The organism is Novosphingobium sp., from assembly GCF_965228995.1.
Taxonomy (GTDB): Bacteria; Pseudomonadota; Alphaproteobacteria; order Sphingomonadales; family Sphingomonadaceae; genus Novosphingobium.
The window spans coordinates 1,471,330-1,497,153 of sequence record NZ_OZ245852.1 but is presented as its reverse complement, the minus strand read 5'-3'; the positions used below and the strand labels follow the sequence as shown (position 1 = coordinate 1,497,153).

28 protein-coding genes are annotated in these 25,824 nt (G+C 64.9%); 16 read left to right on the top strand and 12 right to left on the bottom strand.

Translation table 11 applies throughout. The features are described from left to right. Positions 1 to 39: 39 nt before the first annotated feature. From ACO056_RS07090 to ACO056_RS07080, 3 genes are all read right to left on the bottom strand, one after another. On the bottom strand, positions 40 to 1,413 hold the full coding sequence (locus tag ACO056_RS07090; RefSeq protein ID WP_421853875.1) for a class II 3-deoxy-7-phosphoheptulonate synthase: 1,374 nt from the start codon (positions 1,411 to 1,413) through the stop codon (positions 40 to 42). 74 nt (positions 1,414 to 1,487) lie between these two features. Beyond that, positions 1,488 to 3,587 carry a prolyl oligopeptidase family serine peptidase gene (locus ACO056_RS07085; RefSeq protein WP_421853872.1) on the bottom strand — a complete coding sequence of 700 codons (2,100 nt, stop codon included), beginning with the start codon at positions 3,585 to 3,587 and terminating at the stop codon, positions 1,488 to 1,490. 70 nt (positions 3,588 to 3,657) lie between these two features. Next, positions 3,658 to 3,885, bottom strand: coding sequence for a DUF4287 domain-containing protein (locus ACO056_RS07080; RefSeq protein WP_421853869.1), 228 nt, complete (start codon positions 3,883 to 3,885; stop codon positions 3,658 to 3,660). Positions 3,886 to 4,620: 735 nt separating this feature from the next. Between ACO056_RS07080 and ACO056_RS07075 the strand changes: the two genes are divergently transcribed. After that, positions 4,621 to 5,655: an MBL fold metallo-hydrolase gene (locus ACO056_RS07075; RefSeq protein WP_421853866.1), complete on the top strand. Its 1,035-nt coding sequence runs from the start codon at positions 4,621 to 4,623 to the stop codon at positions 5,653 to 5,655. Between the two features lie 255 nt (positions 5,656 to 5,910). Here the strand turns inward: ACO056_RS07075 and ACO056_RS07070 are convergent, their stop codons facing one another. The 3 genes from ACO056_RS07070 to ACO056_RS07060 all read right to left on the bottom strand — a co-directional run bounded on the left by ACO056_RS07070 (position 5,911) and on the right by ACO056_RS07060 (position 9,938). After that, positions 5,911 to 6,336 (bottom strand): GFA family protein, encoded by a 426-nt coding sequence (locus ACO056_RS07070; protein ID WP_421853863.1) that lies wholly within the window; start codon positions 6,334 to 6,336, stop codon positions 5,911 to 5,913. Then, a complete protein-coding gene (locus ACO056_RS07065; protein ID WP_421853860.1) occupies positions 6,306 to 9,254 on the bottom strand; it encodes a M16 family metallopeptidase in 2,949 nt (982 codons plus the stop codon). Before ACO056_RS07065 ends, ACO056_RS07070 begins: the two co-directional genes overlap by 31 nt. A gap of 69 nt (positions 9,255 to 9,323) precedes the next feature. Continuing rightward, positions 9,324 to 9,938, bottom strand: a complete 615-nt coding sequence (locus ACO056_RS07060; protein WP_421853857.1) for an FKBP-type peptidyl-prolyl cis-trans isomerase — start codon at positions 9,936 to 9,938, stop codon at positions 9,324 to 9,326. A gap of 145 nt (positions 9,939 to 10,083) precedes the next feature. Here ACO056_RS07060 and ACO056_RS07055 point away from each other — a divergent pair, with 145 nt between their 5' ends. From ACO056_RS07055 to ACO056_RS07020, 8 genes are all read left to right on the top strand, one after another. Then, entirely contained in the window at positions 10,084 to 10,665 is a 582-nt protein-coding gene (locus tag ACO056_RS07055; protein ID WP_421853854.1) for a NifU family protein, read from the top strand. A 25-nt stretch (positions 10,666 to 10,690) separates the two neighbouring features. Continuing rightward, on the top strand, positions 10,691 to 11,281 hold the full coding sequence (locus ACO056_RS07050; protein ID WP_421853852.1) for a malonic semialdehyde reductase: 591 nt from the start codon (positions 10,691 to 10,693) through the stop codon (positions 11,279 to 11,281). A gap of 12 nt (positions 11,282 to 11,293) precedes the next feature. Next, on the top strand, positions 11,294 to 11,926 hold the full coding sequence (tsaB, locus tag ACO056_RS07045; protein ID WP_421853849.1) for a tRNA (adenosine(37)-N6)-threonylcarbamoyltransferase complex dimerization subunit type 1 TsaB: 633 nt from the start codon (positions 11,294 to 11,296) through the stop codon (positions 11,924 to 11,926). A 42-nt stretch (positions 11,927 to 11,968) separates the two neighbouring features. Then, the gene (locus ACO056_RS07040; RefSeq protein ID WP_421853846.1) at positions 11,969 to 12,457 is read left to right on the top strand and encodes a GNAT family N-acetyltransferase; all 489 of its coding nucleotides are present in this window, start codon (positions 11,969 to 11,971) and stop codon (positions 12,455 to 12,457) included. A 176-nt stretch (positions 12,458 to 12,633) separates the two neighbouring features. Then, positions 12,634 to 13,077, top strand: coding sequence for a MucR family transcriptional regulator (locus tag ACO056_RS07035; protein WP_421853843.1), 444 nt, complete (start codon positions 12,634 to 12,636; stop codon positions 13,075 to 13,077). A gap of 163 nt (positions 13,078 to 13,240) precedes the next feature. Continuing rightward, positions 13,241 to 13,663, top strand: a complete 423-nt coding sequence (locus ACO056_RS07030; protein WP_054122249.1) for a Fur family transcriptional regulator — start codon at positions 13,241 to 13,243, stop codon at positions 13,661 to 13,663. Positions 13,664 to 13,718: 55 nt separating this feature from the next. Next, entirely contained in the window at positions 13,719 to 14,507 is a 789-nt protein-coding gene (locus ACO056_RS07025; RefSeq protein ID WP_421853840.1) for a lysophospholipid acyltransferase family protein, read from the top strand. Further along, positions 14,504 to 15,193, top strand: a complete 690-nt coding sequence (locus tag ACO056_RS07020) for a class I SAM-dependent methyltransferase (protein WP_421853837.1) — start codon at positions 14,504 to 14,506, stop codon at positions 15,191 to 15,193. Before ACO056_RS07025 ends, ACO056_RS07020 begins: the two co-directional genes overlap by 4 nt. Positions 15,194 to 15,197: 4 nt before the next feature. Here ACO056_RS07020 and ACO056_RS07015 read toward each other — a convergent pair whose 3' ends face one another. Further along, positions 15,198 to 16,346 carry an L-dopachrome tautomerase-related protein gene (locus tag ACO056_RS07015; protein ID WP_421853834.1) on the bottom strand — a complete coding sequence of 383 codons (1,149 nt, stop codon included), beginning with the start codon at positions 16,344 to 16,346 and terminating at the stop codon, positions 15,198 to 15,200. Positions 16,347 to 16,398: 52 nt separating this feature from the next. Here ACO056_RS07015 and ACO056_RS07010 point away from each other — a divergent pair, with 52 nt between their 5' ends. Together ACO056_RS07010 and miaB are read left to right on the top strand one after the other, a co-directional pair. Next, positions 16,399 to 16,989 carry a TetR/AcrR family transcriptional regulator gene (locus ACO056_RS07010; RefSeq protein ID WP_421853831.1) on the top strand — a complete coding sequence of 197 codons (591 nt, stop codon included), beginning with the start codon at positions 16,399 to 16,401 and terminating at the stop codon, positions 16,987 to 16,989. Positions 16,990 to 17,029: 40 nt separating this feature from the next. Beyond that, complete coding sequence (miaB, locus tag ACO056_RS07005; protein ID WP_421853828.1) at positions 17,030 to 18,373, top strand: tRNA (N6-isopentenyl adenosine(37)-C2)-methylthiotransferase MiaB; 1,344 nt, start codon at positions 17,030 to 17,032, stop codon at positions 18,371 to 18,373. Between the two features lie 21 nt (positions 18,374 to 18,394). On the opposite strand, the gene ACO056_RS07000 is transcribed toward miaB, so the two are convergent. Continuing rightward, a complete protein-coding gene (locus tag ACO056_RS07000; protein WP_421853825.1) occupies positions 18,395 to 18,646 on the bottom strand; it encodes a hypothetical protein in 252 nt (83 codons plus the stop codon). A 233-nt stretch (positions 18,647 to 18,879) separates the two neighbouring features. On the opposite strand from ACO056_RS07000, the gene ACO056_RS06995 reads away from it, so the two are divergent. The 4 genes from ACO056_RS06995 (at position 18,880) to ACO056_RS06980 (ending at position 22,415) form a co-directional block, all read left to right on the top strand. Then, positions 18,880 to 19,953 carry a PhoH family protein gene (locus ACO056_RS06995; protein WP_421853822.1) on the top strand — a complete coding sequence of 358 codons (1,074 nt, stop codon included), beginning with the start codon at positions 18,880 to 18,882 and terminating at the stop codon, positions 19,951 to 19,953. A gap of 117 nt (positions 19,954 to 20,070) precedes the next feature. Continuing rightward, positions 20,071 to 20,571, top strand: a complete 501-nt coding sequence (gene ybeY, locus ACO056_RS06990) for an rRNA maturation RNase YbeY (RefSeq protein WP_421853819.1) — start codon at positions 20,071 to 20,073, stop codon at positions 20,569 to 20,571. Positions 20,572 to 20,591: 20 nt separating this feature from the next. Then, positions 20,592 to 21,530: a hemolysin family protein gene (locus ACO056_RS06985; RefSeq protein ID WP_421853815.1), complete on the top strand. Its 939-nt coding sequence runs from the start codon at positions 20,592 to 20,594 to the stop codon at positions 21,528 to 21,530. 3 nt (positions 21,531 to 21,533) lie between these two features. Next, a complete protein-coding gene (locus ACO056_RS06980) occupies positions 21,534 to 22,415 on the top strand; it encodes a LysR substrate-binding domain-containing protein (protein WP_421853812.1) in 882 nt (293 codons plus the stop codon). A gap of 5 nt (positions 22,416 to 22,420) precedes the next feature. Here the strand turns inward: ACO056_RS06980 and ACO056_RS06975 are convergent, their stop codons facing one another. The 4 genes from ACO056_RS06975 to ACO056_RS06960 all read right to left on the bottom strand — a co-directional run bounded on the left by ACO056_RS06975 (position 22,421) and on the right by ACO056_RS06960 (position 24,094). Then, on the bottom strand, positions 22,421 to 22,603 hold the full coding sequence (locus tag ACO056_RS06975) for a hypothetical protein (RefSeq protein ID WP_421853809.1): 183 nt from the start codon (positions 22,601 to 22,603) through the stop codon (positions 22,421 to 22,423). After that, on the bottom strand, positions 22,572 to 23,075 hold the full coding sequence (locus tag ACO056_RS06970) for a hypothetical protein (protein WP_421853806.1): 504 nt from the start codon (positions 23,073 to 23,075) through the stop codon (positions 22,572 to 22,574). Before ACO056_RS06970 ends, ACO056_RS06975 begins: the two co-directional genes overlap by 32 nt. A gap of 104 nt (positions 23,076 to 23,179) precedes the next feature. Next, positions 23,180 to 23,626: a GNAT family N-acetyltransferase gene (locus ACO056_RS06965; RefSeq protein WP_421853803.1), complete on the bottom strand. Its 447-nt coding sequence runs from the start codon at positions 23,624 to 23,626 to the stop codon at positions 23,180 to 23,182. Between the two features lie 12 nt (positions 23,627 to 23,638). After that, on the bottom strand, positions 23,639 to 24,094 hold the full coding sequence (locus ACO056_RS06960) for a peptidylprolyl isomerase (protein ID WP_421853800.1): 456 nt from the start codon (positions 24,092 to 24,094) through the stop codon (positions 23,639 to 23,641). Between the two features lie 158 nt (positions 24,095 to 24,252). Here ACO056_RS06960 and mgtE point away from each other — a divergent pair, with 158 nt between their 5' ends. Then, a complete protein-coding gene (mgtE, locus tag ACO056_RS06955; RefSeq protein WP_421855348.1) occupies positions 24,253 to 25,659 on the top strand; it encodes a magnesium transporter in 1,407 nt (468 codons plus the stop codon). Positions 25,660 to 25,824 lie beyond the last annotated feature (165 nt).

Below are 25,824 nucleotides of genomic sequence, written 5' to 3'. Positions count from 1 at the left end.
CTTCGACAAGCTCAGGGGAAAATGGGGATGATTTGGAAATCAGGCCGCTTCGGCCTTGCGCTCCGCACGCTCCGCGTTGAGTGCATCGGCCAGCAGGAACGCGAGCTCGATCGACTGCGCGGCATTGAGGCGCGGGTCGCAGTGGGTGTGATAGCGGTCCGCAAGGCTGTCCTGCGTGATCGCGATGGCGCCGCCGGTGCATTCGGTCACGTCCTGCCCGGTCATCTCGATGTGGATGCCGCCGGCGTGGGTGCCTTCCGCGCGGTGGACGGCGAAGAAGCCCTTCACTTCGCTGAGGATGCGGTCGAACGGACGCGTCTTGTAGCCGTTGTCCGCCTTGATCACGTTGCCGTGCATCGGATCGCAGCTCCAAACCACCGGGTGCCCTTCGCGCGCAACGGCGCGGACAAGCGCGGGAAGCCCCGCCTCGACCTTGTCGTGCCCGAAGCGGCTGATCAGCGTCATCCGGCCCGGCTCGCGGCCGGGGTTCAGGGTATCGAGCATGCGCAGCAGTGCGTCCGGCGTCAGGCTCGGCCCGCACTTCATGCCGATGGGATTGCCCACGCCGCGCAGGAACTCGACATGCGCCGAGCCTTCGAAACGCGTGCGATCACCGATCCACAGCATGTGTGCGCTGGTATCGTACCACTGGCCGGTGAGCGAATCCTGCCGCGTCATCGCCTGCTCGTACTGGAGCAGCAGCGCTTCGTGGCTGGTGTAGAACGTGGTGCCCTGCAGCTGCGGCACGGTGCTCGGGTTGACCCCGCAGGCCTCCATGAAGTCGAGCGCTTCGCCGATCTTGTCCGCCATTTCGCTGAACTTGGACGCCCACGGGCTCTTGCCGATATGATCCAGCGTCCACTGGTGGACTTGCCGCAGGTTGGCATAGCCACCGGTCGAGAACGCGCGCAGCAGATTGAGCGTGGCGGCAGCCTGCGAATAGGCGCGCAGCATCCGCTCCGGATCGGGGATGCGGCTTTCGGGCGTGAATTCGATGCCGTTGATGTTGTCGCCCAGATAGCTCGGCAGCTCGACCCCGCCGATGCTCTCGACCGGCGAGGAGCGCGGCTTGGCGAACTGGCCGGCCATGCGGCCCACCTTCACCACCGGCTGCTTGCCCGCGAAGGTCAGCACGACCGCCATCTGCAGCAACACGCGGAACGTATCGCGGATGTTGTTCGGGTGGAATTCGGCAAAGCTTTCGGCGCAATCGCCGCCCTGGAGCAGAAAACCCTTGCCGGCAGCGACTTCGGCGAGATCAGCCTTGAGCGCGCGCGCCTCGCCCGCGAAGACCAGCGGGGGAAAACGGGTCAGCGTTTCCTCGACCGCGGCGAGCTTCGCCGCATCGGGATAAGTGGGCAGGTGCTTGGCCTCTGCCGCGCGCCAACTGTTCGCATTCCAATTGCTTGCCACGGTACTCGCTTTCCTCAGGAACGCGCGCGTTTAGCGGTACCGGGCCGGAAATGCAAAGGTTTGGCGGCGGCGCCCTACTTCCGGTCCATCAGGCGGCGCTGGAAGTAGACCATCTCGAGCGCGGTGGTCATCGCGCTTTCCTTGAGATTGGCCCCTGCACCGTGCCCTCCGGCGGTGGTCTCGTAGTAGAGGTAGGGCAGGCCATATTCCTTCATCCGCGCGGCAAACTTGCGCGCCTGCACCGGGCCCACGCGGTCGTCCTTGGTCGTCGTCCAGATCAGCGTTTCAGGGTAAGGGGCGCCGCGCTTGAGGTTCGAGTAAGGCGAGGTCTTGAGCCAGAAAGCCTTCTCGTCCGGGTTTGCCATCGTGCCATATTCACCGACCCATGAAGCGCCAGCGGAAAGCTTTTCGTAGCGCAGCATATCGAGCAGCGGGATCTGTATGCTGACCGCGCCGAACAGCTCGGGCCGCTGGGTCAGCTCGACCCCCATAAGCAGCCCGCCGTTAGAGCCGCCATAAATCCCGAGCTCGCGGGGGCTGGTGATCTTGCGCGCGATGAGATTTTCGGCAACCGCGGCGAAATCATCATAGATCACCTGGCGCTTCGTCTTGAGCCCCGCCTCGTGCCACGCCGGGCCAAACTCGCCGCCGCCGCGGATATTGGCAACGACATAAGCGCCGCCGCGCTCCAGCCAGAGCTTGCCGGTCACGCCGCTATAGTGGGGCGTATAGGCGACCTGAAACCCGCCATAGGCCGTCATCAGCGTGGGTGTCGTGCCGGTGAGCGGCATATCGGCGCGGTGGGTGATGAAGTAGGGGATCTTCGTCCCGTCCCTGGAAGTCGCCTCGAACTGCTCGGTCACCAGCCCGTCTGCCGCGAAACGCGCCGGGGTCTGCTTGATCTGCACGGCGGTGCCGCTGGCGACGTCGACCTTCCAGAGCGCGGTGGGCATAAGGTAGCTCTGCACCGAGACATAGGCGGTGTTGGAAGCGCGGTCGCTCGATACCATGCTGACCGCGGCGTTGTCGGGCAAAGGCAGCACGCTCTGCTGCCAGCCGCCCGCGCTGCGGGTGAAGCGCATCGCCCGGCCGCGCACGTTGTCATAAACCGCCGCCAGCACATGATCGCGGGTGACCGTCACTTCATCGGCATCGACCGACTGGCGCGGGCCGGGCGCGAAGATCAGTTCCGGCAGAGCCTTGCCTGCGGGATCGACCGCGACGAGCGAGCCGGCGGGGATTGGCGGGCTGCCTGCGGGAGCCCAGTCCTCGTTGACCTGAAAGATCAGGCGCCCCTGCGTGAAGCCGGTCACCGTGCTCTTGCGCGGCACCGCGATGGGCGTGGTGCCTTGCGGCGTGACGCGGAAAAACTCCGCTTCGAAGAAAGTAACACCGCGCATAATGACGACTTCGCTGTGGCCCGCGCCATCGGTGAACGTGCGGGGGATGACGAAGACATCGTCCGGCTTGCCGCGAAACACCTCGGTCGCCGCTGTCAGCGGCTCACCGCGACGCACGCGCTTGACCACGAAGGGATAGCCGCTCGCGGTCATCGTGCCCGCACCCCAGTCGCGCGCGGCGATGAGGCTGTCTGGCGTTTCCCATGAAACGCCCTGCTTCGACTTGGGCAGGGCAAAGCCGCCGGGCACGAAGCTGCGGCTCGCGAGATCGAACTCGCGCAAGGTGTTCGCGTCCTCACCGCCATCGGACAGCGCGACGAGGCAGCGCTTCTCGGCAAGGGGCTCGCAATCCGCACCGGCCCACACCCAGTTGGCCTTCTCCGCCGCCGAAAGCGCATCGAGATCGAGCAGCGTCTGCCACGCGGGTTCGGGCTTTTCGTAGTCCGCCGGTGTGGTCATCCGCCACACGCCGTGGACGTGCGCAGCATCCTGCCAGAGATTGGTGATCTGCCCGCCGATCAGGCGCGGCATCGCGATGCGATCGGTCGCCTCGGCGATCTTGAGCGCATCGGCATAGAACCCGGCAAAGTGCGGATCGGCCTTGAGCACGGCCAGCGAGCGGGCATTCTCCGCCTCGACCCAGGCCATGGCGCGGGGGGAATTGACATCCTCCAGCCAGATATAGGGATCGCTCGGCTCAACCAAGGGCTGCGCCGATGCCGTGGTCGCAAGGCCGGCAAGGCATGCCGCAGCCAAGTGGGAAAGACGGCGCATTCTGATACTCCTGACGTGTCATCCGGGTGAGCCTATCGGTCTGACAGTCCGGGTCAAGCGGGTCCGATGCTTACTCCGCATCCTCCGCCAAGGTATGCGCTACCAGCGCGTTGGCATGGCCATGGCCCATGGCGTGCTGCGTCTTCAGCATGGCGACAAGCTCCATATGCCGCGCGGGATATTGAGCGCGGACAATCGCTTTCCATTCTGCGATCGGGCGCCCGTACGTCTTCTCGATCGAGGGGAAGTAGGAGGCGGGACCTTTGACAGGCTCAGCGGGCTTGGGGGGCGTGCTCATGGGCCGGATTGAACGCTGCGCGCAGCACGAGGTCAAGCCAGAGTTGGCGCAATGGGCGGCGCGAGCGGGGTGACAGGATCTGGTTAGGTCTTATGTGGGCGCCGAACGTCAGGAAAGGGCCTTAGCGGGCGCTTCGAAGCGACATGTTGAATGCACTTGGCAGTCAGCTTCGGCCCGGGTTCCGCCAAAAGCGGAAATTCGCTTAATGACGGAGGCTTGGACGATCGATCCGCTCAGTGGGCATCGCTAATCAGCGACGAGATGCAGGATGGTTTTGGCAGCTGCTTTGAGGCGAGGACGTGATCACATGCATGAACCTCTGGATATTTGCCATTCGTGACCCCGACAAAGGGGCAAGGTCGGACTACTTCGACCAGGCCGTAAACTCATAAGCCGCGCCATTTGGGCGTCCCGCAGGGATTGGGCCAAAACGGCCCATCGCTGCGTCGGAGAGGCTTGAGATATCGACATATCGCCGCGCCTTCCACCCTCGCATTGAGCCGTTTTGCATCCAACTTCGATGGCGCGGTCTATGAGTTTTGGGCATAATCCGCAGGTTTGATATTACGTTCGCGGCGGGCCGTTATGATTGATAATCATAGCATATTGCGACAGTTAAAAGCTTTCCGTGGCACAGGGAATAGTATCTCCGCGTGTTCTGGAATAAAACCGCAGTATTGCCCAGCCAATAACCATGACTCGAGGTCGAACTACGATTTGGACGGAAGGAAAAGTATGATCTTTGAGCAGATTGCAACCGGCGGATGTCAATCCTATTTGGTCGGATGCGAAACGACAGGCGCCGCTGTTCTGATCGATCCGGAGCAACATCAGATCGACCGCTACGTCGGCCTTGCTCATCAGAAGGGTGTGCATGTTCGTTATATCATCGACACCCACACCCACGCAGATCACTTTTCCGCCAGCCGGGACCTGGGGAAGGCGTTATCCGCACCGATTGTGATGTACCGGACCAGCCCCGCACCCCACGCCGAACTGCGTTTGGATGACGGCGACATGCTGATGGTTGGCAATCTTCGCCTTAAGGCCTTGCATACGCCGGGTCACACCCAGGACTCCATGTGTCTTGTCATGGACGACCGCGTGTTCACCGGAGACACGCTCCTGATCGGCGGCACCGGGCGAACCGACCTGCCCACAGGGGACCCACACGCCCTGTTCGACAGCCTGTTCCAGAAGCTGCTCAAGCTGCCCGCCGAAACTCTGGTCTACCCAGCGCACGACTACAAGGGCCGGACCCATTCCACGATCGGCACCGAAATCGCTGAAAACCCGAGGTTGCAGAAAACCGACCGTCATGCATTCGTGGACATGATGCAGCACCTCAACCTCGCCGCTCCGACCCACCTTACAGAGGCGCTGCGCACGAACATGACCGGTGGCAAGTCGGTTGCGCAACTGCTTTCGGAAGCCGGGGGTAAGGTTCCCTTCATGTCGCTCGCCGAACTCTGCGAAAGGATCGGCGGCAATAGCCGTGACCTGGTCATTCTTGACGTTCGCGAGCGGGACGCGTTCATGAACGCGCATATTCCAGGCGCGCACAATTTGCCTCGGGGCCAGCTTGAACTCAAGATCAATGCTGAGCTGCCAGATCCGACTGTGCGAATCGTGACTTGCTGCGAATTTGGCAAAATCTCGACTCTGGCGGCCGCGACCTTGCGGGAGCTCGGGTTTAACCGGGTAACGGCGCTGGATGGTGGTATGAAGGCATGGAAGGACGCAGGGTATCCGGTAGACAGTGCAGGCTAACCCGAAACACCCTTTCGGGCGTCGAAGGCCTTGGAACCAGGCACAGCAAAATGCTGGCCGAAGAGCTTCAAACGTCAGATGCGGCACACACATCTGCCCAGCAGCTATCGCGGGTCGAACGGCAGCTTCTGCTGCGAGCTGCCATCTAGCGGAAGTGGTACGAACGTCCGGCTCTGGTCGCGTCCAGATCCAGGCTTCAATCTCCCAACCGCCAAAGCCGCCGTCAACGTCAGGCTGAAAGCTGCCCGCGCTTCGCTAGTTCCAGTGCTCCACATCTTCGCCGGTCACGCCCGTCCACGGATGCATGCGCGTCTCGAACACCGAGAAACGCGGCGGCGGAAAGGTCGGGTCGGCAAAGGCGCCGACGGGCACCGCGGTGAGATCGGGCATGGAGGCCGAAACGAAGGTCACGGTCGCCCCGCAGGTAGGGCAGAAGCGGAAGGTTGCGGGCTTGCCGCTGGTCCCGGTACGCACCCATTCGTGGAACGCGCCGCTCAGCTCCACCTGATCCAGCGGCCAACGCGCCTGCACTGCAAACGCGCTGCCGCTGCGCTTCTGGCATTCGAGGCAGTGGCAGACCGAGATGCGCACCGGCTCGCCCGTGCAGGTCGCGGTCAGGGCGCCGCACCGGCACGTGGCGATGCGAAGGGTCACTTGCCCGGCACGATCCGCAGCCGCCATGCCTTGTCCGGCACCAGATAGCGCCGCGCCAGCGCCTGCAGGCGCTCCGGCGTGATCTGGCTGTAATCGGACAGGATCGAGCGGATCTGGGTGAACTTGTCCGGATCGAGCGCGCCGCCTTCAAGCTGGTACATGTAGAACCCGTTGCCAGTGCTGGCGCGGGTGATCAGCTGCTTCATCGGCTCGGTCACGCGGGCGAGCTCGTCCGGCGTTGCGGGCGAGGCGGCAAGATCGGCGGCAATCTTGTCGGTCGCGGCGAAGAAGGCCGTTAGATCGCCCGGGCGCAGCTGGCTGGTCGCCGCGAGATAGCCGCCCGAGGGCAGATCGAGCGGCCAGTTCGACGAGACCTGCGGCGCATAGCTCGCACCGATCTTCTCGCGCATGGCATCGAACAGGCGGTTATTGAACACTTGCGCGAGCAGTTCGAGCTGGCGCGATTCGTGGACGCCGGCGTTGCCGCCGCCCGTCGGCCATGCGACCATCGCCGCCGCCGTATTGGCATCGCCGTGGTGGGTCAGCGTCAGTGGATCGCCGACCGGTTCGGGTACTTTGGGCGCGAAGCCGGTGCTGGGCAGCGGGGTCCGCGCAGGCAATGCACCGAACGTGCGCTCAAGCGCAGCGATAGTTTCGTCGCGGTTGAAATCGCCGAAGATGTCTACCTCGATCGGCCCTTGCTTGAGCAGCGCCGACCACACACGGCGGAAGCCTTCGGGGCTGGCCTTGGCGATTTCCGCCGGATTGGGAACGGCATAGCGCGGGTCGCCGTCCTTGAGCAGCCAGCCGATATCGCGCTGGAGCACCGAAGCGGCCGAGGCGTTGGTCGATTCGTACGCCAGCCGCGCCGCCGCCTGTGCGCGCACGACCGGATTGGCATCCCAGCGCGGCATCGCGAGCTTGGCGGCAAACAGGTAGAGCTGATCGGCAAGGTCCGCGGGCCGCGTATCGGCCGAGAACTTGAAGGTGGTATCGTCGATATCGAAATCGAGGCTGAGCTTGCGGCCGGTCGCCAGCCGGTCAAGGTCCTCGCGCCCGACATTGCCGAAACCGCTGTCCATCAAGGCCGTCTCGCCGAGCGAGGCATAGACCGCATCCTTGGGATCGATCACGGCATAGCCGCCGCCGAAGTGGACGCGCACGATCACGCGGCCCGGTTCGGCTTCGTTGGACCACAGCAGGGCCTTCACCCCGTTCGAAAGCTCGATCCGCTCGATACCGAGCAGGCCCGTGCCTTCGGCATTGGCGAGCGTGCCGGGCTGGCCGATGGCGGGCAGGTCCTTGAAGCTCAGCGAACTCGCGGCGAGGCGGCTGCCCGAGGACGGCGCAACTGGCGCCAGCAGCACAGCGCGCAAGTCCGCTTCGGTTCCGTCGGAGGCTTTGGGGGTGATCAGCACCGAGCGGATAACCGTACCCTTGAACAGCGCCTGCGTGTGTTGGAGCACCGCGGCAGGCGTGAACAGCGGGATCGACGAGCGGAAAATGCTGTAGACCGTATCGGGATTGGCGACCGTCTCGCGGATGTCGACCGCATCGGTGATATCGTCGGCCACCTTGGAGCCGGCGAGCGTTTCCTGCGTTTCGACCGGCACCTTGAAGGCCACATCGAACTCGGCCACTTCGCGCGCGATTTCCTCCTCGGTGGGGGGCGTGGCGAGCGCATCGGCGATCACCGCGCGGACATCCTTGGCGGCCGCCTTCCAGTCGTCGGTAAGCGGGGTCACCGTCACCAGTGTCGCGTCGGCGGAGCGGCTGATGCGCTGCTGCTCGACCGAAGCGGCAAGAAAGCTGCCCCCGGCGCGCGCGCGGCCTTCGAGGCGGCGATTGATGATCGCAATTCCGAGCCGATCGATCATCAGCCCCTGATTGTAGACGATCGTATCGTGCACCTGATGCCACGGGCGGAGCACGGCGTAATTGAACACGCGCGGCAGATCGGGTTCGACCATGACCTTGGCTTCGCCCACCGGATTGGCGGGATCGCCCCCGACAGGCGGCTTGGGTGCGCCGAAATCAGGAAGCGGCGGGCGTTTGCCCCGAGGGAAACTTGTGCCCTTCCATGTGCCGAACCACAGCTTGATGCGGGCGATCAGCGCCTGCGGATCGGCATCGCCGGCGACCACGATCACGGCATTGTCGGGCCGGTACCACGCATCGTGGAACGCCTTGACCTTGGCCGGGGTTGCCGCATTCAGCGTTTCTTCGGTACCGATGGGGGAACGGCTGCCAAGCGGCTGCCCCGCAAAGAACACGGCGCGCGTGCCATCGAGAATGCGCGCCTGCGGGCCGGAACGTTCGCGCATTTCCGCGAGCACGATCGGCACTTCAGTCTTCACGCCGACATCGGTGAAGATTGGCGCGGTGATCATGCCCGAAAGCAGGCGGAACGTCTCATCGAGCTTGGCGGGCGAGATATCGGGAATATCGAGCTTGTAGACGGTCTGCGTCGGGCTCGTCTCGGCATTGGTATCGCTGCCGAAGGTGGCGCCCAGCCGCTGCCAGGCGGGAATGGCCTCACCCGATTTGAGGTACTTCGAATCGCGGAAGGTAAGATGCTCGATCAGGTGGGCGTAGCCGCGCTGCGGATCGGTTTCGTAGAGCGAGCCCGCGTCGATCAGCATGCGCACCGAAATCTGGCCCGGCGGCACGCCATTGTGGCGTACGGCATAGCGCAGGCCATTGGGCAGAACGCCGAAGATCCACGCCTTGTCCTGCGGCACGTCGCTGCCGCGATAGAGCCACGGGCTCGCGGCGGTCGGCGCCCTGGGCGCAGACGCGCGGGCTGCCGCCACCTTGGCCGTGGCCTTGGCCGGCGCTTCTGCCAGAGCCGGTGACGAAACACCGAGCAGACCGACAAGAACGGCAGAAATTACGGGAGCGAGAGCGCGGGGCGTACGCAGGGCGAAACGGGACAGAAAAGCCATACCCGCTGTATAGGGCGGCAAGAAATGAAGGACCAGTGAATTGGTCCCCCATCGCTTGCCGCCGGCAGATCAATTCTTCGGCTTGTCCGCGGCCGGAGCAGCGGGGTCCGCACCAGGCTGCTGCGCCGCCTGCTTCTGCACTTCCGCACGCATCGCGGCGATTTCCGCTTCGGTCTTGAAATCGACCAGTTCGACCTGAAACACGAGGTCCGCATTGGCCGGGATCGGCCCGGTGGCCTTGTCGCCATAGCCGAGCGTAGCCGGGATACAGAAGCGCCAGATGCTGCCCTTGCTCATCAGTTGCAGGCCCTCGGAAAAGCCCTTGATCACGCCGCCCGCCGGGAAGGCCTGCGATGCGTTCTGATCGAACACGGTGCCATTGTCGGCGAGGTAGCCGATGTAGTTGACGAGCACGTAGTCCGATGCGCCGGGCTTTGCACCGGTCGCATCCTTGAGCAGGCGGGTGCCAAGGCCCGAGGCGGTCTTGGCGCTGCACGTGCGCTGCGCGGCCGGAACCACAGGGTTCAGCGGCACGGGGAGGATCTCGGCAGAGGGTGCGGGCGCCGGCGCGGGCTTGGCGGCCTGCGCTTCGGCCAGCGCCGGAATGGCAGCGCCGAGCGCGACTGATGCCGCGAATGACAGGGAAAGGGCGATTCGGCGAAGGCCGTAGTGCGTGTTGCTCATCTGCGGCGCCTTAAACCAGCGTTGTGGCACCTGCCAGCGCAGAACACCGCTTCAGCGCCCGGCGCGCCGATCAACGAGCCGAATGCCTGATTTTCGGGCGCATTCGCCCCTTGACCCCCATCCAAGGCGGCCTACATGCTGGGACATGTTCATAGAAACCGAAACCACCCCGAACCCCGCCACGCTCAAGTTCCTGCCGGGCGAAATCGTCATGGCCTCCGGCACGCGCGAGTTCACCTCGCCCGAAGCGGCGGCGGCATCCCCGCTGGCCGAAGCGCTGTTCGCGCTGGGCGACGTCACGGGCGTGCTTTACGGACGCGATTTCATTGCAGTGACGATTGCGCCGGGCTCCGAATGGGCGCCGCTCAAGCCGCAAGTGCTCGCCTTGCTGCTCGATCATTTCGTGGCGCAGGCGCCGCTGTTCACCTCGGCGGCTGCGGACTTCGCGGTTCCCGGCGAGGCGGACGACGACACCGATTACGGCGATGATCCGGCTGATGCCGAGATCGTGGAGCAGATCAAGGACCTCATCGAAACGCGCGTGCGCCCGGCTGTGGCGAACGACGGCGGCGACATCATCTACCGCGGCTTCCGCAAAGGCGTGGTCTACCTCAAGATGCAGGGTGCCTGCTCGGGCTGCCCGTCCTCGACCGCCACGCTCAAGCACGGCATCGAATCGCTGCTCAAGCACTATGTGCCCGAAGTCAGCGAAGTCCGCGCTGCCTGATCCGATCCCGCCAAGGTTCTCCCAGATGTCCCACACGCTCGACGACGCCGCGCTTGATCAGGTGTTCCGCACCGCCCGCACCTATAACGGCTACCTCGACAAGCCGGTGAGCGAGGCTCAACTCCACGCGATCTGGGACCTGATGAAGATGGGGCCGACTTCGGCCAACCAGATGCCCGCGCGGCTGATCTGGTGCGTCAGCCAGGAAGCCAAGGAAAAGCTCGCCGCCTGCGCCGGTGGCACCAATCCCGACAAGATCCGCAAGGCCCCGGTCAGCGTGATCATCGGTATGGATATCGATTTCCACGAGCAGCTGCCGTGGCTCTTCCCCCACGCCGATGCGAAGAGCTGGTTCGAAGGCAGCGAAGCCGCGCGCGAGGTTTCGGCCATGCGCAATTCCTCGCTGCAGGGAGCCTATTTCATCATCGCCGCGCGGATGGTCGGGCTCGATACCGGGCCGATGTCGGGCTTCAGCAATGCCGCGGTCGACGAGGCCTTCTTTGCAGGCACGCGCATCCGCTCGAACTTCATCTCGACGCTGGGCTACGGCGATCCGGCGACGATCTTCGCGCGCAGCCCCCGGCCCGATTTCGCCACGTTCAACACGCTGGCCTGAGGCGGAACGCACTTGCGCCGGTTGGTGATCGACAGCGCGACCGAAGCCTGTTCGGTGGCCCTGTTCGAATATGAAGCGTTCGAGGATGGCAAGATGATGGCCGGCTCCCACGCCATGCTGGGGCGCGGCCATGCCGAACAGCTTGTGCCGATGATCGCTGCGCTGCCCGGCAAGGGACGCGCCGATACCATTGCGGTCAACGCCGGCCCCGGCAGCTTCACCGGCATCCGCGTTGGCCTTGCTGCCGCCCGCGCGCTGGCGCTTGCCTGGCAGGTACCGATCGAGGGTTACGCGTCCCTCGCCCTGGTCGCGGCCATGGGCCGCGCCGCGCATCCCGGACAGGCGATCGATGTGGCGATGAGCGGTGGACACGGCGAGTGGTTCTTCCAGCCCTTTGCGGCAGACGGCACCGCCCTTGCCGAACCCGCATCGCTGCTGCCGCAGGCTGCGGCGGAAGTTTCGCGAGGCAGCATCGTCGTGGGAAGCCAGGCTGAAGCCCTCGCCGCGCGGCGGAGTGACGCGCCAGATGCCTACCCCCTCTGGCCCGATGCGCGCGCCTTTGCGTTGCTGGGCCGCGATGCCCTGCGCCCCGATCCCGCCCCAAGCTATGGCCGCGCGCCCGATGCCCGGCTTCCTGCGGCGTGACCGCCGGCCGCGTGATGGCGGCGGTCTGAAGTCGGCTCGGCCATGAGCATCAGCCCACCCGAGCACGGCGATGATGTCGACCGGATCATGGAAGTCATGGCCGGCGCCTTTGCCCCGGAATATGGCGAGGCGTGGAACCGGCGGCAGGTATCGGATTCGCTACTGCTCGGCGGAACCGGTTACTGCCTGATCGGCGCCGAGGGTTCGCTTGATCCCGTGCCGGAAGAACCAGCCGCAGGATTTGCGCTGACACGTTCGATATTCGACGAGCAGGAGCTGCTCCTCTTCGCAGTACTGCCCCGCTACCGCGGCAGAGGTCTGGGCGCCGCGTTGCTGACCGAGGTGATTGCGCGCGCAAGGAACCAAGGCATCCGCCGACTGTTTCTGGAGATGCGGCGGAATAATCCAGCAGGCAAGTTATACACAGGATTTGGTTTCAGGACGATCGGCATAAGACCGGGATACTATCGCATGGCAGACGGAGAGCGTTTGGACGCACTCAGTCAGGAACTGCACCTGTCGGACAATTAAGCAGAATTACGGTCTTCTTCTGTCATTCGTGAAAAATCGGACAGAAAACATCGATCCTGGACCGAAATGGTTGTATCCCCGATACACAAGCCTATATGCAATGTGGTCTACTCATGGTCAGTAAGAGCCTTGACTGGGCAAAAAAGAAGATAAACACGGCAGAAGGTAAGGGTACAATGAGTGAAATCGATAACGATATGCGGGAAACGTTGATCACGTTGACATCGGACATCGTCGCCGCCCACGTGAGCAACAACAGCGTTGCAGTGAATGACCTGCCGGTGCTGATCGGCAACGTCTACACCGCGCTCGCTGGCCTCAATCCCGCGCAACCGGCAGCAGAACCGGCCCCTGAACCTGCGGTTTCGATCCGCGCTTCGGTCAAGAACGATCACATCGTCTGCCTCGAAGACGGCAAGAAGCTGAAGATGCTCAAGCGCCATCTGATGACGCGCTACAACATGACCCCGGATCAGTATCGCACCCGCTGGAATCTGCCGGCCGACTACCCGATGGTCGCCCCGGCCTATGCCGAAAAGCGCCGCGAACTGGCCAAGAAGATCGGCCTCGGCCGCAAGCCCGCGCCCAAGCGCGGTCGCCCTGCCAAGGCGGCGAGCTAAGCCGCTTTTGACCGGCGAGGCCCCCAGGTTTTTGCGCGGGGCCTCGCCGCGTTCACTTTTCCCCGATCCGGGCTTGCTCTCGCCCGTAAATCGACAGCGCGCCGGTTGAAGAATTGGCGCAGCAAACTATGCTGCACGCAACCTAACCGGATGGGCCGCAAGCTTGCACCAGGCAATCGACATCGAAGCGCTTTGCGCGGAACGGGGTCTCAGGATCACCGAACAACGCCGCGTGATCGCGCAGGTGCTGTCGGAGAGCGATGACCATCCCGATGTCGAGAAGCTGCACGAACGCGCGTCGGCCCGTGATCCGCGCATTTCCATCGCAACAGTCTACCGCACTGTCCGCCTCTTCGAAGAAGCCGGCATTCTGGATCGCCACGATTTCGGCGATGGCCGCGCCCGCTATGAAGCGACGCCCGAGGCGCACCACGATCATCTGATCGATGTCGAGACCGGCAAGGTCATCGAATTCGTCGATCCCGAACTGGAAGCGTTGCAGCGCCAGATCGCCGAACGGCTTGGCTATCGCCTCGTCGACCACCGCATGGAGCTCTATGGTGTCAAGTCTGATCGCGAGGCGTAAGGCCCGCCGCAAGGTAGGGCCGGAGCGCGGCGCACCCATCACCTGGATGGGCTGGATGCGGATTTGCCTGCGCGGCGTCGCGCTCGTGCTGCTCATGCTGATCTGCGTGCCCATGCACTATCTCTATCGCGTCGTGCATTATGGCTCGCCCTTCCCGAAGCTGTTCCTGTTCATGGCAGCACGCGTGATCGGTGCGCGCGTGCGCGTTCACGGCGTGCCGCTGAAGCGCGACGTGTTCTATATTTCGAACCACCTCTCCTGGGTCGATATCCTCGCGCTCGGCGGGGCCAGCGGCACGGCATTCGTCGCCAAGGCGGAACTTTCGCAGGCACCGGTGGTGGGCTGGCTGGCGCGGATCAACCGCACGGTGTTCGTAAGCCGCGAAGACCGCATGGGCGTGGCAGATCAGATCAACCGCCTCAAGGAAGCGCTGGCTGACAACTGGTCGATCACCGTGTTCCCCGAAGGCACCTGCACCGATGGCAAGTCGCTGCTCCCCTTCAAGACCTCGATGCTGCGCGTGCTGGAGCCGCCGCCGCCGGGCGTGATGGTGCAGCCGGTGGTGCTCGATTATGGCCGGGTGGCCGAGTGGATCGGCTGGATCGGCACCGAGGACGGTGTCTCCAACGGCAAGCGCATCCTCTCGCGGCGTGGTTCGTTCCGCCTCGAAGTCCATTTCCTCGAACCGTTCGATCCGCAGGGCCTTGCCGGTCGCAAGGCCATCGCCGCGGAGGCGCGCCGCCGGATCGAGCCGGCGCTTGAAGCGGCGCTTGGCGAATCGCTGCGGCCCTTCGCTTTCGACGTCGCACCGGTGCGCTACGAAGCCTCGAAAAGCGCGGCATGAAGCTCAAGCTCAAGCCCGCCATCGCGCGGCGTCCGCGCGCCATGATGGGCAAGCTGGCGAGCGCGGTGCGCAGCAAGATCGAGATGGAGAAGATCCGCCGCCGGGGCGGCCCCGCAAGGATCCGGAAAGGCCCGCCGGAGGCTCTGCTGGGCCTGCGCCGCTTCGTTGCCAATCCGCGCCAGTTCGGCGGTTTTGTCAGCGGTCCCGCGCTTGCTGCCACCATCACGCGTGAGATCGATCCCGCCGCAGGCCCGGTGCTGGAACTCGGCCCCGGCACCGGTGTCTTCACCCGCGCCCTGCTCGCGCGCGGCGTGCCGGAACACAATCTGATCCTCGTCGAGGCTGATCCGATGCTCGCCGCGCGGCTGCGCCTGGCTTTCCCGCAAGCGCTGGTGCTGGCCTGCAAGGCCGGCAGCGCCACCCCGGAAATGCTGGGAGGCCTCCGCCCCGCAGCCGTGGTAAGCGGACTGCCGCTGCTCAACTTCCCCGGCCGCGAGGTGGAACGCATCCTCGCCGCGGCGTTCAGCTTTTGCACCGCCGATGCCGCGATCTATCAGTTCACCTACGGCCCCAAATGCCCGGTGCGCGAGGAGATCATGGCCCGCATGGAGCTTTCGGCGCAGCGCACCGCACGCGTCTGGCGCAATGTGCCACCGGCCTCGGTCTACCGGATCACGCGGGACTGATTGCTCACTGACCTGCTGGCGCGGCCCCGTCAGCCGGGAAGCGGAAGAGGTAATAGGGCGCCTTCGCGCGCATGTGGGCCTTCGATTGCATCATCACGTCGGGGATGTCGCTGTCCGCCACGTAGATCATGTTGTTCGGCCCGAAGCTCAGGCCATCGGGCCAGCGCATTTTTGGATGCCCTGCCAGCGCGGTGAGCTTGCGGTCTGGCCCAAGCTTCCACACGATCCCGTCCTCGATCCCGGTAAGGTAGATATCGCCCTCGTTGTCGATGGTGAGGCCGTCCGCTTGCGGGCGCTCGGCATAGGGCTCGACCCGGGCGGCCAATTCGGCGGGCGAGAGGCTTTCGTTGTTGAGGTCCGCCACCCGCACGCGCGATAGCATCTTGCCCGACATCGGCCCGATGTAGAGCCAGGTTCCCTGCCGATCGAGCGCGATCGGGTCGAACCCCGGGTGGAACCAGAACAAGCTGTTGCCCAGCGGCTGCATCAGCCGCCCTTGCGCCCGCACGGCATAAGGTCCGGGCATGATCGCCGGATGGCTATCGAGCAGGCGGCGCGCTTTGCCGGTTTCGCTGTCGACCACGATCAGCCCCGGATGGCCGCTGAACACGCCGATATCGGCGATGTAGATCATCCGGCCTGCGGCATCGATCTGCATGTCCTGCACGTAAGATCCCAGCCCCGCGACCGAGCGCGGCAGCCAGATCTGTTTGATCGGCGTGTTGGTACCAAGATCAACGGCAACCAGCCGCGCGCCGAATACGCCGTGCTCGCCGTGGTCGATGCTCCACAGGCGGTTCCTGCTATCGATACGGATGTTGAACACCGCGCCGTAGGACGGCCTATCGCGGTCGCCGCGCTGCATTTCGAGGTTCGGATAAGGCACCGGCTTGCCGTTCACCAGTTCGAGCACCTTGATCGCGGGGTGCCCTTCGGCGTGGTAGGTAAAGAACACCCGGCCCGAAGCCGAAACTGCGATGTTCCCCGGCGGCTCGGGCAAAGTGGCGATCAATTCGGCCTGAAGGCGCGGTTTGGGATCACCGATGCGCGGGAACGGCTGCCCGGTGCCGCCATAGTTCGCGTAGAACCACACAACGAAGGCAGCGAGAATGACGCCGATTACGGCAGCGACGCGCAGGAGAATCCGGACCATCGGGCAGCAATCCTGTTTGCAGGGGCTCGAATCTTACGATATGAACGGTTTTATGCCTAATCGTTCAAATACGCAAGCAGAGCTCAGTCCGGTCCGCGCCATGCGCCGCGAACGGCTGCTCGATGCAGCCGAAGCCCTGTTCGTGGCGCAAGGCTTCCGCGCGACTTCGATCGAGGGGATTGCCGAAGTGGCGGGCATGTCGAAAGTCACGCTCTATGGCTACTTCCGCGACAAGGAGGCGGTGTTCGTGGCGGTCGCCGAACGGCTTGCCGATACGATGGAAGAGGCCGTCCAGACCGCGCTGGCAGCAGAGGCCCCCTTCCCCACCCCGCTGGCTGCCGCACTCATCGCCAAGCACCGGATCGTGCTGAACCGCGTGCAGCGCTCGGCCTTCGCGAGCGAGCTGTTTCAGGCCAAGGCCGCCCACGTCACCCGGCGCTTCGCCGCGCTCGATGATGCCATCGTGACCGGACTGACCGAGGCACTGGTGCGTCAGGGACTGGAGCGTGCGTTCGCCGAGGAGACAGCGCAGCTGCTGTTCTATGCGGCAAACGGCATCGCCAATCGCGCGTCCGATGCAGATATTCTCACCACCCGGATCAGCCGACTCGTGCGCGCGGTGGTCGCCGACCTCGGCGCCTAGCCCCTTCTATCCCGCAGCATAATCGCGTAAGCGCCGCCAGATGTCCGCCACTCCGCCCCCCCGCACCTTCCACGTCAAGAGCTTCGGCTGCCAGATGAACGTCTATGACGGCGAGCGCATGGCCGAACTGCTCACCGCCGAAGGCATGCGCGAGGCAGATGAGCGCGAGGCAGCGGATCTCGTGGTGCTCAACACCTGCCACATCCGCGAGAAGGCGACCGAGAAAGTCTATTCTGACATCGGCCGCATCGTGAAGGATGGCCGCGAGCATGGGGCCGTTCCGCTGATCGCGGTAGCGGGCTGCGTGGCGCAGGCCGAGGGCGAGGAAATCATGACCCGGGCGCCGTCGGTGCGCGTCGTCGTCGGCCCGCAAGCCTATCATCGCCTACCTGCCATGGTCGCCGAGGCCGCTGCCGGCGGCCGCGCGACGGAAACCGACATGCCCGCCGAAGCCAAGTTCGCGGCGCTCCCCAAGCGCCGCAAGGTGGGCGCGAGCGCCTTCCTCACCGTGCAGGAAGGCTGCGACAAGTTCTGCACATACTGCGTCGTCCCCTATACCCGCGGTGCCGAACTCTCGCGCCCCTACGCCGATCTCGTCAGCGAGGCGCGCGCGCTTGTCGAAGGCGGCGCGCGCGAGATCACGCTGCTGGGCCAAAACGTGAATGCCTGGGCGGGTGAAGATGACAAGGGCCGCCCTGTCGGCCTCGCGGGCCTCGCCGAAGAGTTGGGGCGGATCGAAGAGCTTGCTCGCATCCGCTACACCACCAGCCACCCGGCGGACATGGACGATGCGCTGATCGAGGCGCATGGGCGCAATCCCAAGCTGATGCCGTTCCTCCACCTGCCGGTGCAATCGGGCAGCGACCGCGTGCTGAAAGCGATGAACCGCAGCCACACTGCGGAAAGCTACTTGCGCATTCTGGAACGCGTCCGCGCGGCACGGCCTGATATCGCGCTGTCGGGCGATTTCATCGTCGGCTTCCCCGGTGAGACCGAGGCCGAGTTCGGGGATACGCTGCGGATCATCGCCGAGGCCCGCTATGCGCAGGCGTTCAGCTTCAAGTTTTCCGCCCGCCCCGGCACCCCCGCCGCGACGATGGACGGCCAGATCGCGCCCGATGTGATGGACGAGCGGCTCCAGCGGCTGCAAGTAGCGCTCCAGCGGGACAGCCTCGCGTTCAACAAGGCGAGCGTGGGTAAACGCTGCGCGGTGCTCGTCGAACGCAAGGGCCGCCACGCCGGGCAATGGCTCGGCAAGTCACCCTGGCTGCAATCGGTGCACTTCACCGGGGATGCGGCGCTTGGTGATCTGGTCGAGGTCGATCTGGTCGAGGCCGGGCCGAACTCGCTCAGCGGCCGGTTGGTGGCGCGCGCCGCCGCCTGAGCGGCGGCGCGGCTTCACAATTCAACGGTAGTAGTGGTGGCGATGCCAGGCCCGGGCGTGCGCGCGATCGCGGTGGAGCTCGCGGCGATCATGGCGGAGTTCATGGCGATCACGGCGGACTTCGCGCCGCTCTTCGCGCACTTCATGGCGATCGCGGACGACCTCGCGGTGGATGGCATGCGGCCCTGCATGTCCCTCGGCGGGGTAGCCATGGGCCTGAGCGAGAGCAGGGGTCAGCGCGAGGAACGCGGCGGCCAGCAGAAACTTGCGCATGGGATTCTCCTTCAAACGGGATCGCTTGCCTGCGACCACACATAGACAATGCCCTCCGCAGACTGAACCGGCCGGGAACAGCGCTTTAAGGCGTGCGTCATTTTGGTCGCAGTTTGTCGCAAGGTTGCCCCCGTCTGCAACAAGGCAGTGCAAATGATGCGATTTCCGCCCTGCCTGTCTTGCGCCTGTCGCATCGGTGCCTAATCTCGCATCAGCAAACCTGAAAGGAGCGCATGGCCCGCAAGTTCTCCCGTTCGCATGAAGAGGCTCCCCGCAGCGATTGGCCGGGTGCCGTCCGAAACGATCCGCATCGCGGCGAAGCGTCTCGCAACGACAATCCGCGACGCGCCCGGATCGAGATTGCGTTCGAGGAGCAGACCGTACTCGGCGCGCTGTTCGGCCAGTTCGATCAGAATCTGGTGCAAATCGAGAACCGGCTGGGCGTCTATATCTCTGCGCGCGGCAACAAGGCGGTGATCGAAGGGCCGGACGATGCCGTCGCCCGCGCGCGTGATGTGCTCAAAGGCATGCACCAGCGGCTACTTTCCGGGCACGAGGTGGATGCCGGCGCAGTCGAGTCGCTGATCATGATGTCGAACGAGCCGACGCTCGAAGGCATCATCACCGGCGCTCCCGATGGCGCTCCGCCGATCATGATCCGCACGCGCAAGAAGACCATCGTTCCGCGTTCGGCCACCCAGATCGAATATATGCGCGCGCTGGTGCGCGATGACTTGATCTTCGCGCTCGGCCCGGCCGGCACCGGCAAGACCTACCTCGCGGTAGCGCAGGCCGTCGCGCAGCTCATCAGCGGCAGCGTGCAGCGCCTGATCCTCTCGCGCCCGGCGGTCGAAGCGGGCGAACGGCTCGGCTTCCTCCCCGGCGACATGAAGGAGAAGGTCGATCCCTATCTCCGCCCGATCTACGACGCGCTCTATGATTGCATGCCGCCCGAACAGGTCGAGCGGCGCCTCGCCTCGGGCGAAATCGAGATCGCGCCGATCGCCTTCATGCGCGGGCGCACCCTGGCCGATGCTTTCGTCATTCTCGACGAAGCGCAGAACACCACGCCGATGCAGATGAAGATGTTCCTCACCCGCTTCGGCCAGAACAGCCGCATGGTGATCTGCGGCGATCCCAAGCAGACCGACCTGCCCGGCGGCCCCGCCGCCAGCGGACTCAACGATGCGGTGCAGCGGCTGGAAGGCGTCGACGGCATCGGCATGGTGCGCTTCAACGTGGCGGACGTGGTGCGCCACCCGATTGTGGGGCGGATCGTCGAGGCCTACGAGGGCAAGGACGGGTGAGCGGCAGCGCCAACATCCTTCGACAAGCTCAGGATGAGCGGGGTTTGGGTTTGACGACTTTAAGAAAAGACCGCTCGTGCTGAGCCTGTCGAAGCACCTCGCGCGGCGTCGGCCCCGATGACCGCCCCCACCCTCGAACTCGATATCGACTCCGTCTGGCCCGCCGCGACCGACTGGGAAGCCCTCGCCGCGCGCGCTGCTGAGGCGGCCGGTGCGGTCGCGCCCGAACTGGCGCACGATCACCTGCTCGTCAGCCTCGTCATGGCCGATGACGAGGAAGTCCACGCGCTCAACAAGCAGTGGCGCGCGAAGGACAAGCCGACCAACGTGCTGTCCTTCCCGATGCTCTCCCGCGAGGAAGTGCTGGCAGCCGCCGCCGCGCCGGACGCGCCGGGGATGCTCGGTGATCTGATCCTCGCCCACGGCGTCTGCGTGCGCGAAGCGGCGGACAAGGGCATCGCGGTGGAAGCACATGCGGCGCACCTCATCGTCCACGGCCTGCTCCATCTGGCCGGCTACGACCACGAGACCGGCGAGGAAGACGCCGCCGAAATGGAGGCGCTCGAGACAAAGGCGCTTGCGCTGATGGGCCTAGCCGACCCATATGCGACGCTTTAGCAGCACAGGAGTTCGGCGCAGTGCCTGAAGTGGGCGGGTCCGCCGGCGAAAGCCGGTCGGGCGAAGGAGACAGTAGCGGCGCGTTGTGGCGCGCGCTCAAGGCATTCTTCAGGGGGCCGGATCAGGACCAGTCACTGCGTGCGCAGATCGAAGAAGCGATCGAGGAGCACGAAGGCGAGGCTGGCGGCGCAAACAGCGCAAATGGCGATCTCCTCCCGCTTGAGCGCCAGATGCTCAAGAACCTGCTCCATTTCAGCGAGAACGATGCCGACGACGTCGCCATCCCGCGCGGCGAAATCGTGGCGATCCCGGCTGCCGCAACCTTCGAGGAAGTGATCGCCGCCTTTGCCGAGCATGGCCACAGCCGCCTGCCGGTTTACGGCGATTCGCTCGACGAGGTCGTCGGCATGCTCCACGTGAAGGACTTGTTCCCGATCGTTGCGGGCATGGCGCTCTCGGGCAAGCCGGCGCCGAAGGACTGGACCGGCCTGATGCGCCAGCCGCTGTTCGTGCCGCAGGCACGCGGCGCGCTCGATGTGCTGGCCGACATGCGATCGAGCCGCACGCACCTCGCCATCGTGATCGACGAGTATTCCGGCACCGACGGGATCATTACCATCGAGGATCTCGTCGAGGAAATCGTCGGCGAGATCGAGGACGAGCACGACGATGCGCCGAAGGAACTGCTGCGCCCGATCGACGAGCTGACCTGGGATGCCGATGCCCGCGCCGAGCTCGACGATGTAGGCGAGCGAATCGATCCACGGCTTGCGCTGGTCGACGAGGACGTGGATACTCTGGGCGGCCTCGCGGTCGTGCTGGCAGGTGAAGTACCACCGGTCGGCCGCGTGCTGGAACATGACAGTGGGTGGCGGATCGAGGTGACGGCAGGGGACGAGCGAAGGCTTACCCGGCTGCGGCTCCATGCGCCCGTGCCCGAGAAGCCCGAGGAAGACTGAAGTTTGATTCGCCGCCTGCCCCCCCTGCGCTCACTCGAGGCGTTTATCCGCGTCGTGCGCACAGGCTCGGCCAAGACGGCGGCGGCCGAGCTCGCGCTCAGCCCCTCCGCACTCTCGCGCCGGCTTGGTGCGCTGGAGGAATTCATCGGCAAGCCGGTGTTCGAGCGCAAGCACCAGCTCCTCAAGCTGACCGAAGAGGGCCAGCAGCTGTATGACGCCGTCGCCCCGCTGATCGACGAGATGGCGGACCGCATCGACCGGCTGATCGACACCGGGCAGGTCCTGCGCCTCCGCCTCGGCGTGTTGCCGCTGTTCGGCAGCCAGCGCCTGTTTCCGCGCCTCGGCGAACTCAGGAAACTGCATCCGCAGCTGCACATCGATATCGACAGCTCGGCCGCAGCGGAAACCAAGCTGGGCGATACGATCGATGCCGCGATCATTCTGTCCGAAGGGCCGGACGGCTCGCTTCATTCGGTCCGGCTCGATCACAACCGCGTCTACGCCATCGCCACGCCCGAGATCGTGGCCGAACTGGGCCCCCGGCCCGATCTGGCCAAGCTCGGCAAGCAGACCTTCCTTGTTCACAACGATCTGCCGATGAGCTTCGAGGCGTGGAAGCGCACGCTGCATCTCGAAGCGCTGCAGCCCGCCGCGATCGACCATTTCGATTCCGGCCAGCTGATTCTGGAAGCGGCGGCGCAGGGCCTCGGCATCGCGATCATGCACGATGATCACTACAAGCGCAGCCACGATCCGCGCGTGGCGCGGCTCTACGATATCGAGGTCGACAGCCCCTATTCCTACTGGTTCGTCTGCCGCCCCCGCGCCCTGCAATCACGCCCCGTGCGGCTGTTCCACGACTGGATGATCAAGGCCGGGCTCTGACCGTCTTACCAATCCCCGCCAAGCTTCTCGATCTCGGCCAGCAGCGCGCGCTTGGACGCCGTGCGGCGCTTGCCGCTGTTGCGCGGAACCTCGACGTCGCCAATCTCTGCCCGCCGCGCTGCGAGGCGGGTGGACATGGCCTCGAGCGTTGTCGCCTCAGTCTTGGTCTGCAAGGTCTTGAAGGCCATACTCGCCTGCCGTTTCTTCGCGGATACGTCTATCCATATAGTCGAGGTCGAGCCCCAAACAAAGGCTGAACACCGCCTGGGCCTGCCCAAGCATTTCGGATGCGGCGCCCGAAGCATATTGCCCCATTCTATCCGCAATAATGTCCTCGGCCCCGATAACCGCTACTGCTCCATCAGCGCCGAACTCGATAACGCGCACCATGGTCCGATCAGCCATGCCATCGAGCAGGATGTCGCTGACGACCTCAAAGCCGAGCGCGAGTTCGGGGTGGATCCAGCCTCGCGTTGCCTTCCCCGCACCGGAGGGGCGAACAAAGCCACGCTTCTGCATGGCATCTTCCAGGACATCCTGCCGACCGCAGGACAGATCGAAATCGCCGGTGGTGATCGCGCCGCCCGTATAAATCTCGACTGCACCGCCGCCGACCAGGATCGGAGGGCGGTAGCCGGCTCCATCGAGATCGGCGCTCACGCGCGCCAACAGGCGCAGGGCAGCTTCGAACTGGGGCCGGTACATAGGCGGCAGAGTGCCCGCAGGCCCGGGACTTGTCGAGCAGGACGAATGCTGAGGCGCGCCTAAAGCACCACCCGGTACTGCACGAAGCCCGAACGTTCCGCGACTTTGTCGTAGAGCGCCATCGCGTCGGTGTTGCTCTCGTGCGTCAGCCAGTAGAGCCTTGAAGCGCCGGCTGCTTCCGCCTCGCTGCGGACATGGGCGATCAGCATCCGGCCCACCCCGCCGCCGCGCACGTCCTCATCGACGTAGAGGTCCTGCAGGTAGCAGTAGGGCCCCGCAGTCCAGGTCGAGCGGTGGAATATCCAGTGGACGAGGCCGATGGCCCGCTCGCCAGCCCAAGCGATGGCGGCGTGCATCGGCTCTGCAGGATCGTGGAGCCTTGCCCAGGTCAGTTCACTGACGCTCTGCGCGATGTCCACTTTGTAGAAGCGCTGGTAGCCCTGCCACAGGCGATCCCATGCGGCGCGGTCGGCGCCGGTGGGATGCCTGATGACAGTGTCCACCACGAACGGGCGCCTTCAGGCCGCGACGATGGCCGCCTTCTGGATCACGCCGGGCTTTGCCGGCGGCTCGCCCTTGGGCAGCGCGTCGACATGGTCCATGCCGCTCTCGACCTCGCCCCACACGGTGTACTGCTTGTCGAGGAAGCGTGCATCGTCGAAGCAGATGAAGAACTGGCTGTTGGCCGAGTGCGGATAGCTGGTGCGGGCCATCGAGCAGACGCCGCGCACGTGCGGCGCGTCGCTGAATTCGGCCTTGAGATCGGGCTTGGAAGAGCCGCCCATGCCGGTGCCTTGCGGGCAACCGCCCTGCGCCATGAAGCCGGGGATCACACGGTGGAACTTCACGCCGTCGTAGAAGCCTTCGCCCACCAGTTCCTTGATGCGTTCGACATGGCCGGGTGCCAGATCGGGCCGCAGCTTGATCACAACATCGCCGCTATCGAGCGTAAGAACCAGTTTTTCGTCTGCCATGGTCATCTAATTCCTTCTGTCTTGCCTCGGCATATAATCGCTCGCCCGCCAAAGTATACCTCTAGAGGTTGCTTTTGCCTGCCCCATGCGTATCGCCTGCCAGCATGGCGATTGGCGAAGACCTGCACGACTCCGATCAGGCGGATGGCGGCTCCGTGATGACGGAGACGGCGGTGATCGCCGAGCCTGCGCGCAACGCAGAGAGCCTCGACGACGCGGACAATACGCTCCGCCCCTCGTTCATCCGCCGCGTCACCGAAGCGCTCGATGCGGATGATCAGGAGACCGTCTACAACCTCGTCGAGCCGCTCCACCCGGCCGACGTGGCCGACTTGTTCGAGCTGATCGGCCCCGACTACCGCGTCGATCTGGCCCGCGCGATCAACGACTTGCTCGGCAGCGAGGTGATCGCCGAGCTTAACGACTACGTCCGCGACGATCTCGTCGAGGACCTCGATCCCGATGAAGTCGCCGAACTCGCCGGCGACATGGAGACCGACGACGCCGTCGCCCTGATCCAGGATCTCGACGAGGAGGACCAGCAGGCCGTCCTCGCCGAGATGGAGCCGGAAGACCGCGCCGCGATCGAGAGCGCGCTGGCCTATCCGGAAGATTCCGCCGGCCGCATGATGAGCCGCGACGTGATCGCGGTGCCCGAACACCTGACCGTCGGCGATCTGATCGACTTCCTGCGCGAAGACCAGGACCTCGCGACCGAGTTCTGGGAAGTGTTCATCGTCGATCACAAGCACCACCCGGTCGGCACCTGCGCGCTTTCGTGGATCCTGCGCACCCCGCGCAGCATTGCGCTGTCCGATGTGATGAAGCGCGACCAGACACTGATCCCGGTGACGATGGACCAGGAAGAGGTCGCGCTGCGCTTCCAGAAGTACGCGCTGATTTCCGCCGCGGTGGTCGACGAAAGCGGCCGCCTTGTCGGCCAGATCACCGTGGACGACGTCGTCCACATCATCCAGGAAGAAGCGAGCGAGGACATCCTGCGCCTTTCGGGTGCGGGCGACGGCGATATCAACGAGCCGATCCACCTCACCGTGCGCACGCGCCTTTCGTGGCTCGTGGTCAATCTCGGCACGGCGATCATCGCCTCCTCGGTCGTCGGCATGTTCCAGGGCGCGATTGCCAAGCTGGCGCTGCTTGCCGTGCTGATGCCGATCGTTTCGGGCATGGGCGGCAACGCGGGGACGCAGACGCTCGCGGTGGTGGTGCGCGCGATTGCCACCAACCAGCTGACGAGTTCCAACACCGTGCGCATGATCCTGCGCGAACTGCGCATCGCGCTGGCCAATGGTCTTTCGCTCGGCGTCCTGATCGGCAGCGGCACCGCGCTGCTGTTCCAGAACCCCTTGCTCGGCGGCGTGATCGGCACGGCGATGGTGATCAACAATCTCGTGGCGGGCCTCGCCGGTATTCTGGTGCCCGTCTCGCTCGACCGGCTGAAAGTCGATCCGGCGGTCTCCTCCGCCGTGTTCGTGACGATGGCGACCGACGTGATGGGCTTCTTCTCGTTCCTCGGCCTTGCCGTGCTCAGTGGCCTCGCGAGCTGAGGCCCCGCCCCAACGGGTCGCTCGACTCTGCGCGGGGCGCGGGCCAAAACAGACGAAGCGCCTCAGCATCATATGCTCCATGACAACCCTCATCATCCCCCACCCCGCCCGTCCTGAGCTTGTCGAAGGACCGCTCTTTTCCTTTTGCGCCCACGGCCCGTCGCA

What these genes read in the sequence shown, in the direction of transcription:
- ACO056_RS07085 (WP_421853872.1), bottom strand. Translation starts at nt 3,587, where the DNA reads ATGCGCCGTCTTTCCCACTTGGCTGCGGCATGCCTTGCCGGCCTTGCG.
- ACO056_RS07080 (WP_421853869.1), bottom strand. Translation starts at nt 3,885, where the DNA reads ATGAGCACGCCCCCCAAGCCCGCTGAGCCTGTCAAAGGTCCCGCCTCC.
- ACO056_RS07075 (WP_421853866.1), top strand. Translation starts at nt 4,621, where the DNA reads ATGATCTTTGAGCAGATTGCAACCGGCGGATGTCAATCCTATTTGGTC.
- ACO056_RS07070 (WP_421853863.1), bottom strand. Translation starts at nt 6,336, where the DNA reads ATGGCGGCTGCGGATCGTGCCGGGCAAGTGACCCTTCGCATCGCCACG.
- ACO056_RS07065 (WP_421853860.1), bottom strand. Translation starts at nt 9,254, where the DNA reads ATGGCTTTTCTGTCCCGTTTCGCCCTGCGTACGCCCCGCGCTCTCGCT.
- ACO056_RS07060 (WP_421853857.1), bottom strand. Translation starts at nt 9,938, where the DNA reads ATGAGCAACACGCACTACGGCCTTCGCCGAATCGCCCTTTCCCTGTCA.
- ACO056_RS07055 (WP_421853854.1), top strand. Translation starts at nt 10,084, where the DNA reads ATGTTCATAGAAACCGAAACCACCCCGAACCCCGCCACGCTCAAGTTC.
- ACO056_RS07050 (WP_421853852.1), top strand. Translation starts at nt 10,691, where the DNA reads ATGTCCCACACGCTCGACGACGCCGCGCTTGATCAGGTGTTCCGCACC.
- ACO056_RS07040 (WP_421853846.1), top strand. Translation starts at nt 11,969, where the DNA reads ATGAGCATCAGCCCACCCGAGCACGGCGATGATGTCGACCGGATCATG.
- ACO056_RS07035 (WP_421853843.1), top strand. Translation starts at nt 12,634, where the DNA reads ATGAGTGAAATCGATAACGATATGCGGGAAACGTTGATCACGTTGACA.
- ACO056_RS07025 (WP_421853840.1), top strand. Translation starts at nt 13,719, where the DNA reads ATGCGGATTTGCCTGCGCGGCGTCGCGCTCGTGCTGCTCATGCTGATC.
- ACO056_RS07020 (WP_421853837.1), top strand. Translation starts at nt 14,504, where the DNA reads ATGAAGCTCAAGCTCAAGCCCGCCATCGCGCGGCGTCCGCGCGCCATG.
- ACO056_RS07015 (WP_421853834.1), bottom strand. Translation starts at nt 16,346, where the DNA reads ATGGTCCGGATTCTCCTGCGCGTCGCTGCCGTAATCGGCGTCATTCTC.
- ACO056_RS07010 (WP_421853831.1), top strand. Translation starts at nt 16,399, where the DNA reads ATGCCTAATCGTTCAAATACGCAAGCAGAGCTCAGTCCGGTCCGCGCC.
- miaB (WP_421853828.1), top strand. Translation starts at nt 17,030, where the DNA reads ATGTCCGCCACTCCGCCCCCCCGCACCTTCCACGTCAAGAGCTTCGGC.
- ACO056_RS07000 (WP_421853825.1), bottom strand. Translation starts at nt 18,646, where the DNA reads ATGCGCAAGTTTCTGCTGGCCGCCGCGTTCCTCGCGCTGACCCCTGCT.
- ACO056_RS06995 (WP_421853822.1), top strand. Translation starts at nt 18,880, where the DNA reads ATGGCCCGCAAGTTCTCCCGTTCGCATGAAGAGGCTCCCCGCAGCGAT.
- ybeY (WP_421853819.1), top strand. Translation starts at nt 20,071, where the DNA reads ATGACCGCCCCCACCCTCGAACTCGATATCGACTCCGTCTGGCCCGCC.
- ACO056_RS06975 (WP_421853809.1), bottom strand. Translation starts at nt 22,603, where the DNA reads ATGGCCTTCAAGACCTTGCAGACCAAGACTGAGGCGACAACGCTCGAG.
- ACO056_RS06960 (WP_421853800.1), bottom strand. Translation starts at nt 24,094, where the DNA reads ATGGCAGACGAAAAACTGGTTCTTACGCTCGATAGCGGCGATGTTGTG.
- mgtE (WP_421855348.1), top strand. Translation starts at nt 24,253, where the DNA reads ATGACGGAGACGGCGGTGATCGCCGAGCCTGCGCGCAACGCAGAGAGC.